Source organism: Thermodesulfobacteriota bacterium (assembly GCA_040758155.1).
Lineage (GTDB): Bacteria > Desulfobacterota > Deferrimicrobia > Deferrimicrobiales > Deferrimicrobiaceae > UBA2219.
This window is the reverse complement of record JBFLWB010000053.1, coordinates 1-5973: the sequence shown is the minus strand read 5'-3', so window position 1 is coordinate 5973 and position 5973 is coordinate 1. Positions and strand designations below refer to the sequence as shown.

The following is a 5973-nucleotide window of genomic DNA, read 5'->3' as shown; positions in this document are numbered from 1 at the left end:
TCCCTTCCTGCTCCTCGACCGAGCGCAGCGACGGGCGGTCCATCAGCTCGACGGCCGACACCGGCCCGGACTTGAGCTGCGCCGTCGCCCGGCACGCCCCCGCGATGTCCGGGAACAGGATCAGCGCCGACGCCTTGTGCTCGTGCTCCTCCACGGTCCGGTACGTGATCTCCGCGATGAAGCCGAGCGTTCCCTCCGAGCCGATCATCAGGTGGAGGAGGATGTCGACGGGGTCGGTGTAGTCCACGAAGGCGTTGAGGCTGTAGCCGGTGGTGTTCTTGATCCTGAACTTGTGCCGGATCCGGTCGCGCAGCGCCGGGTCCGCGGCGATCTCGTCGCGGATCCGCTCGATCTCCCGGACCAGCTCCGGGTGCGAATCCGTGAAGGCGCGCCGCGACGCCGGATCGGCGGTGTCCAGAAGGGAGCCGTCCTGGAGGACGACCTTCATGCTCTCCACGGTGCGGTAGCTGTTCTGCGCCGTGCCGCAGCACATGCCGCTCGCGTTGTTGGCGGCGATCCCCCCGATCATGCAGTGGTTGATGGAGGCGGGGTCCGGCCCGATCTTCCGCCCGTAGGGGACCAGCGCCGCGTTCGCCTCCGCGCCGATGATCCCCGGCTCCAGGGAGATCCGCTCCCCGTTGCCGTGGATGGTCCGCCCGCGCCATCCTCCGGCCAGCAACACGAGGACGGAATCGGTCACGGCCTGCCCGGAGAGGCTCGTGCCGGCGGCGCGGAACGTGACGGGGATCTTCAGGGGGGCGGCCGTCCGGAGGATGTGGACGACCTCCTCCAGGGTGTCGGCGCGGACGACGATCTTCGGGACGAGGCGGTAGAAGCTGGCGTCGGTCCCGTAGGCGAGCGTCCGGAACGGGTCGCAGAAGATCCTCGAAGGCGGCACGGGAGGCGCGATGCCGTCGCGGAAGGCCCGGTAATTTTCCGGGAGCGCGAGCAGGTCCTCTTTCCTTGCGCGCAACCGCATTTCTTTCGTACCTCCCTGCCGGATTCTCCGTGCCGATACGGGGGTTTTGGCCCAAAAAGCGCTTTACAGTCTATACGAAATCGGGGCGTGAGGGTACCGGACGGGGGAAGCGCTTGATGGGGCGCCTTCGATCCGATAAGGTAGATGGTTCCATGTCCCGTCCTGCACCCGCCTGGCTGTCGTGGACGATGTGGGGGCTGGCCGCCGGCTTCTACATGGTCGCGTTCTTCCAGCGCGTCGCGCCCGCCGTGATGGTGGGCGAGCTGATGCGGGAATTCCGCATCGGCGGGGCGCTGCTGGGGAACCTTTCGGCCGCCTACTTCTACGCCTACACGGCGATGCAGATCCCCAGCGGCCTGCTGGCGGACGGCATCGGCCCGAGGCGCCTTGGCGCCGCCGCGGCCTTCCTGGCCGCCGCCGGGACGCTGGCGTTCGCGCTCGCCGACGGCCTCTGGATGGCCACCGCGGGCCGCATGATGGTCGGGGCCGCGGTCGGCGTCACGTTCGTCACCTGCATGAAGCTCGCCGGGCACTGGTTTCCGGCCAACCGGTTCGCCACGGTGACAGGGGTGTCGCTTCTGGTCGGCACGTGCGGGGGAGTGCTCGCGGGGGTCCCGCTCTCGGCGGCCGTTGCCGCCTTCGGCTGGCGGGTATCCATGGGAGCGACCGCCGCGTACACCCTCGTCATCGCCGCGGCCATCTGGCTGTCGGTGCGGGACGACCCGTCGGAGCGCGGCTACGAAAGCTTCGCCCATGCGGCGGTCCTCGAGAAGGGCGGCCTGCCGCCGTTGCGCGCGCTGCGGATCGTGGCGGCGCAACGGGAAACCTGGCTGCTGCTGGCCGCCGGGGCGCTGTGCGGCGCGCCGGTCCAGGCGTTCGCCGGGCTGTGGGGGGTCCCCTACCTGACGCAGGTGCACGGGCTGGCCCGAGGCCAGGCCGCCGCGCTGACCTCGACCATGCTGATCGCCTGGGCCGTCGGCGGCACGGCGCTGGGGGCGCTGTCCGACCGGATCGGGCGCCGGAAGACGCCTTATATGGCGGCGACCGCCGCGGGGGGGGTCCTCTGGGCGGTCTTCCTTTTCTTGAAAGGGATCCCCCCGGCGCTGTTCTACCCGCTGTTCGCCGGCATCGGGTTCGCCTCCGGGGCGATGATCATCGGCTTCGCCCATTCCCGGGAGGCGAACCACCCGGGCGCCTCCGGGGCGGTGAGCGGCATCGTCAACATGGGGCCCATCGGGCTTGCGGGAATCCTGCAGCCATGGGTGGGGAGGATCCTCGACCGGCACTGGGGCGGGATGCTGGCCGACGGCGCCCGCGTCTACGGCGCGAACGCCTGGTCGGCCGCGCTCCTGTGGCTGTTCCTGTGCTCCGCCCTGTCCGTGGCGGCGGTCGCCTTCACCCGCGAGACCGGGTGCCGGCAGGCTACTTCATGGTCGGCATGACGAATTCCGCGCCCGTGCGGATCCCCGCCGGCCAGCGGGTTGTGATCGTCTTCAGCCGCGTGTAGAAGTTCACCCCTTCGGGTCCGTGCATGTGGTGATCGCCGAACAGGGAGCGCTTCCATCCGCCGAAGCTGTGGAACGCCACCGGCACGGGGATCGGCACGTTGATTCCGATCATTCCGACCTGGGCCTTCCCCGCGAACTCGCGCGCGGTGTCGCCGTCGCGCGTGAAGACGGCGGTCCCGTTGGCGAACTCGTGGCCGTTCACCAGCTTCATGGCCGACCCGAAATCCGGCACCCGGACCAGGGAGAGCACGGGTCCGAAGATCTCCTCCTGGTAGATCCGCATCCCGGTCGTGACGCCGTCGAACAGGCAGGCGCCGAGGAAGAAGCCGTTTTCGGCGCCCGCGGGACGGAAGTCCCGGCCGTCCACGACGAGCTTCGCCCCCTCGCTCACTCCGAGGTCGACGTATCCCTTCACGCGCTCCAGGTGCTCGCGGGTGACCAGCGGCCCCATCTCGGCCTCCGGGTCGACGCCGGGGCGCACCTTCAGCGTCCGGATCCGCTCCCGCAGCTTCACCACGAGGGCGTCGGCGACCGCGTCCCCCACCGCGACGACCACGGAGATGGCCATGCAGCGCTCCCCGGCGGAGCCGTACGCCGCCCCCATCAGGGCGTCCACCGCCTGGTCGAGGTCCGCGTCGGGCATCACGACCGCGTGGTTCTTCGCGCCTCCCAGCGCCTGCACCCGCTTCCCGTGCGACGTCGCGGTCCGGTACACGCTCTCGGCGACCGGGCTGGATCCGACGAAGCTGACCGAGTCTACCTTCGGGTGCGAGGTCAGCAGCTCGACCGCCTCGCGGTCTCCGTGCACCACGTTCAGGACGCCCGGCGGGAGCCCTGCCTCGGAAAAGAGCTCGGCGAGCCGCATCGGGCAGGAAGGGACCTTCTCGGAGGGCTTCAGGATGAAGGTGTTCCCGCAGGCGATCGCGACGGGGAACATCCACATCGGGACCATCGCGGGGAAATTGAACGGGGAGATCCCCACGCACACGCCGAGCGGTTGCCGGAACGCGTGGCTGTCGACGCCGGTGCCGACGTTGTCCGAGAAGCTCCCTTTCAGCAGGTGCGGGATCCCGCAGGCGAACTCCACCACTTCGATCCCGCGCGTGAGCGACCCGCGCGCGTCGCTCAAGACCTTCCCGTGCTCGGAGGTGATCAGCCCCGAAAGCTCCTCGGCGTGCTGCTCCAGCAGCTCCTTGAACCGGAACAGGACCCGCGCGCGGCGCAGCGGCGGGGTGGCGGCCCATGCGGGGAACGCGGCGGCGGCGGCCCGGACCGCCTCCTCTACCTCGGCCTTCCCGGCGAAGGCGACGCGTGCGGAGATTTCCCCCCGGGCGGGATCGTAGACGTTCCCGTACCGCTCCCCGGAGCCGGTGTGGACCTTTCCGTCGATAAAATGGCCGATGGTCTTCGCGATCACGGTGCTCACGTCGCATCCTCCAGGGGGGGAATTTCTGCAGATACTCTGAATACTTTACCATGCGCCGCAATGCAAAAAGGCGTTTGTGTTCCGCCCCCGGGGCGGGAAAATGGATGCGGGCGGCATGCCGACGGGGGGAGGACATCCATGAGCGATCGCAGCGCGGGGGGGGGAGGCGGTACGCTGCCGAAAGGGGGGGCGGATCCCGCGCGGATGAGCGCCGCCGAGGCGGCGGAGGCGATCCGGGCGGGCCGGCTGACCTCCGAGGAGCTGGTGGGCGCTTGCCTTGCGCGCATCGCCGAACTCGAGGAGCGGATCGGGGCGTGGGCCTTCCTGGATCCGGAATCGGCGCTGGAGCAGGCGCGTGCGGCCGACCGGGCGCTGCGGCATCGGGGGCCGCTCGGGCCTCTTGGGCCGCTCCACGGCGTGCCGGTGGGGATCAAGGACGTCTTCGACACGAAGGACATGCCGACCGAGTTCGGCACGGTCCTGCATGCGGGACGCCGGCCCGCGGAGGACGCCTGTGTGGTGGCGCAGCTTCGCGCGGGAGGGGCGGTCATTATGGGCAAGACGGTGACCACCGAGCTCGCGGTGTATTCCCCGGGGAAGACCCGCAACCCCGTCGATCCGGAGCGCACTCCCGGCGGCTCCTCGAGCGGCTCCGCGGCCGCCGTGGCGGCGTACATGGTCCCCCTGGCCGTAGGCACCCAGACCAACGGCTCCGTCATCCGCCCGGCGTCGTTCTGCGGAGTGGTCGGGTACAAGCCGGGCTTCGGGCTCATCTCCCGGCTCGGGGCGCTCAAACAGTCGCCGCCGCTCGACCAGGTGGGCGTGTTCGCGCGCACGGTGGAGGACGCGGCGCTTCTCGCGGAACGGTTGACGGCCTTCAACGGCCGCGACCCGGCCATGCGCCCGGGACCGCGTCCCGTCCTGTACGGGACGGCCGAAGTGAGCGCCGCTCCGCCTCGGCTGGCATTCGTGAAGACCCCGGTGTGGGACCGGGCGGACGCGGATATCCGGGAGGCGTTCGCGGGGCTGGTCGGCCGGTTGGGGGAAGGGATCGCCGAGGTGGAGCTCCCGGAAATCTTCCACGACGCGGTCGGGATCCACCGCACGATCATGGAAGCGGACCTGGCCGCCAGCTATTCGGAGGAATACACGCGGGGCAAGGAGAAGCTGAGCCCCGTTCTGCTGGAGATGCTCGAGCGGGGACGTTCGGTGCGCCCGGAGGATTACTCGCGCGCGCTGGAGCGGGTCCCCGCCTTGAACCGCGCGCTTGCGGAGCTGTTCGGGCGTTTCGACGCCATCGTCACGCCCGCCGTCCCCGGGGAGGCGCCCGTCGGCCTCGAATCGACGGGGAGCCCGATCTTCTGCACCATTTGGACGCTGTGCGGTCTGCCGGCGATCACGATCCCCGTCCTGCGCGGGTCGCACGGCATGCCGATCGGCGCGCAGCTCGTCGGGGCGGCAGGAGCGGACGCCCGGCTGCTGGGCACGGCCCGCCGGCTGATGGATCTCCTGGGGGAAAGCGGGAAGGAAAGAGGAGTTTAGGCCACGCGGTCGCGCGGCTCGCGGCCGGCGAAGAAGGCGTCGAGGTTGTCGAGCGCCCGGAACCCCATGGCGTCCCGGGTCTCCTTCGTGGCGCTGCCGATGTGCGGCATCAGGAAGGCGTTGCGCAGCGTCCGATACTCCGGCCGGATGTCCGGCTCGTTCCGGTAGACGTCGAGCCCCGCGGCGAAAAGCTTCCCGGACTTCAGCGCCGCGATCAGCGCGTCCTCGTCGATCACCGCCCCGCGGCTCGCGTTGACCACGACCGCCCCGTCGGGCAGCAGGGCGATCCGGGCGGCGTTCAGCAGCCCGTACGTCTCGGGGCTGGAGACGCAGTGCAGCGTCAGGAAATCGCAGTGCGGCATCATCTCCTCGACGGTCGGGTGGTACGTCGCCCCTTCCTCCAGCTCCGGCGGCAGCCGCATCGTGTCGTGGTAGTGGATCTTCATGTCGAAGCCGCGGGCGCGCCGGGCGCCGACCCCCCCCACGCGCCCCCACCCCCCCAATCCCCCCCCCATACC

General features: G+C 70.4%; 5 protein-coding genes. 2 read left to right on the top strand and 3 right to left on the bottom strand.

The genetic code is table 11. The features are described 5' to 3' along the window. Positions 1-979: FAD-binding oxidoreductase (locus AB1346_03425; protein ID MEW6719480.1), on the bottom strand; the 979-nt coding region annotated here is incomplete at its 3' end. 152 nt (positions 980-1131) lie between these two features. On the opposite strand from AB1346_03425, the gene AB1346_03420 reads away from it, so the two are divergent. Further along, the gene (locus tag AB1346_03420; GenBank protein ID MEW6719479.1) at positions 1132-2421 is read left to right on the top strand and encodes an MFS transporter; all 1290 of its coding nucleotides are present in this window, start codon (positions 1132-1134) and stop codon (positions 2419-2421) included. Here AB1346_03420 and AB1346_03415 read toward each other — a convergent pair. After that, complete coding sequence (locus AB1346_03415) at positions 2402-3889, bottom strand: CoA-acylating methylmalonate-semialdehyde dehydrogenase (GenBank protein ID MEW6719478.1); 1488 nt, start codon at positions 3887-3889, stop codon at positions 2402-2404. The two genes, AB1346_03420 and AB1346_03415, sit on opposite strands and share 20 nt — an antisense overlap. 162 nt (positions 3890-4051) lie before the next feature. Here AB1346_03415 and AB1346_03410 point away from each other — a divergent pair, with 162 nt between their 5' ends. Further along, entirely contained in the window at positions 4052-5455 is a 1404-nt protein-coding gene (locus tag AB1346_03410; GenBank protein MEW6719477.1) for an amidase, read from the top strand. On the opposite strand, the gene AB1346_03405 is transcribed toward AB1346_03410, so the two are convergent. Beyond that, a partial coding sequence (locus AB1346_03405) for an NAD(P)-dependent oxidoreductase (protein ID MEW6719476.1) occupies positions 5452-5973 on the bottom strand: 522 nt, incomplete at its 5' end. The two genes, AB1346_03410 and AB1346_03405, sit on opposite strands and share 4 nt — an antisense overlap.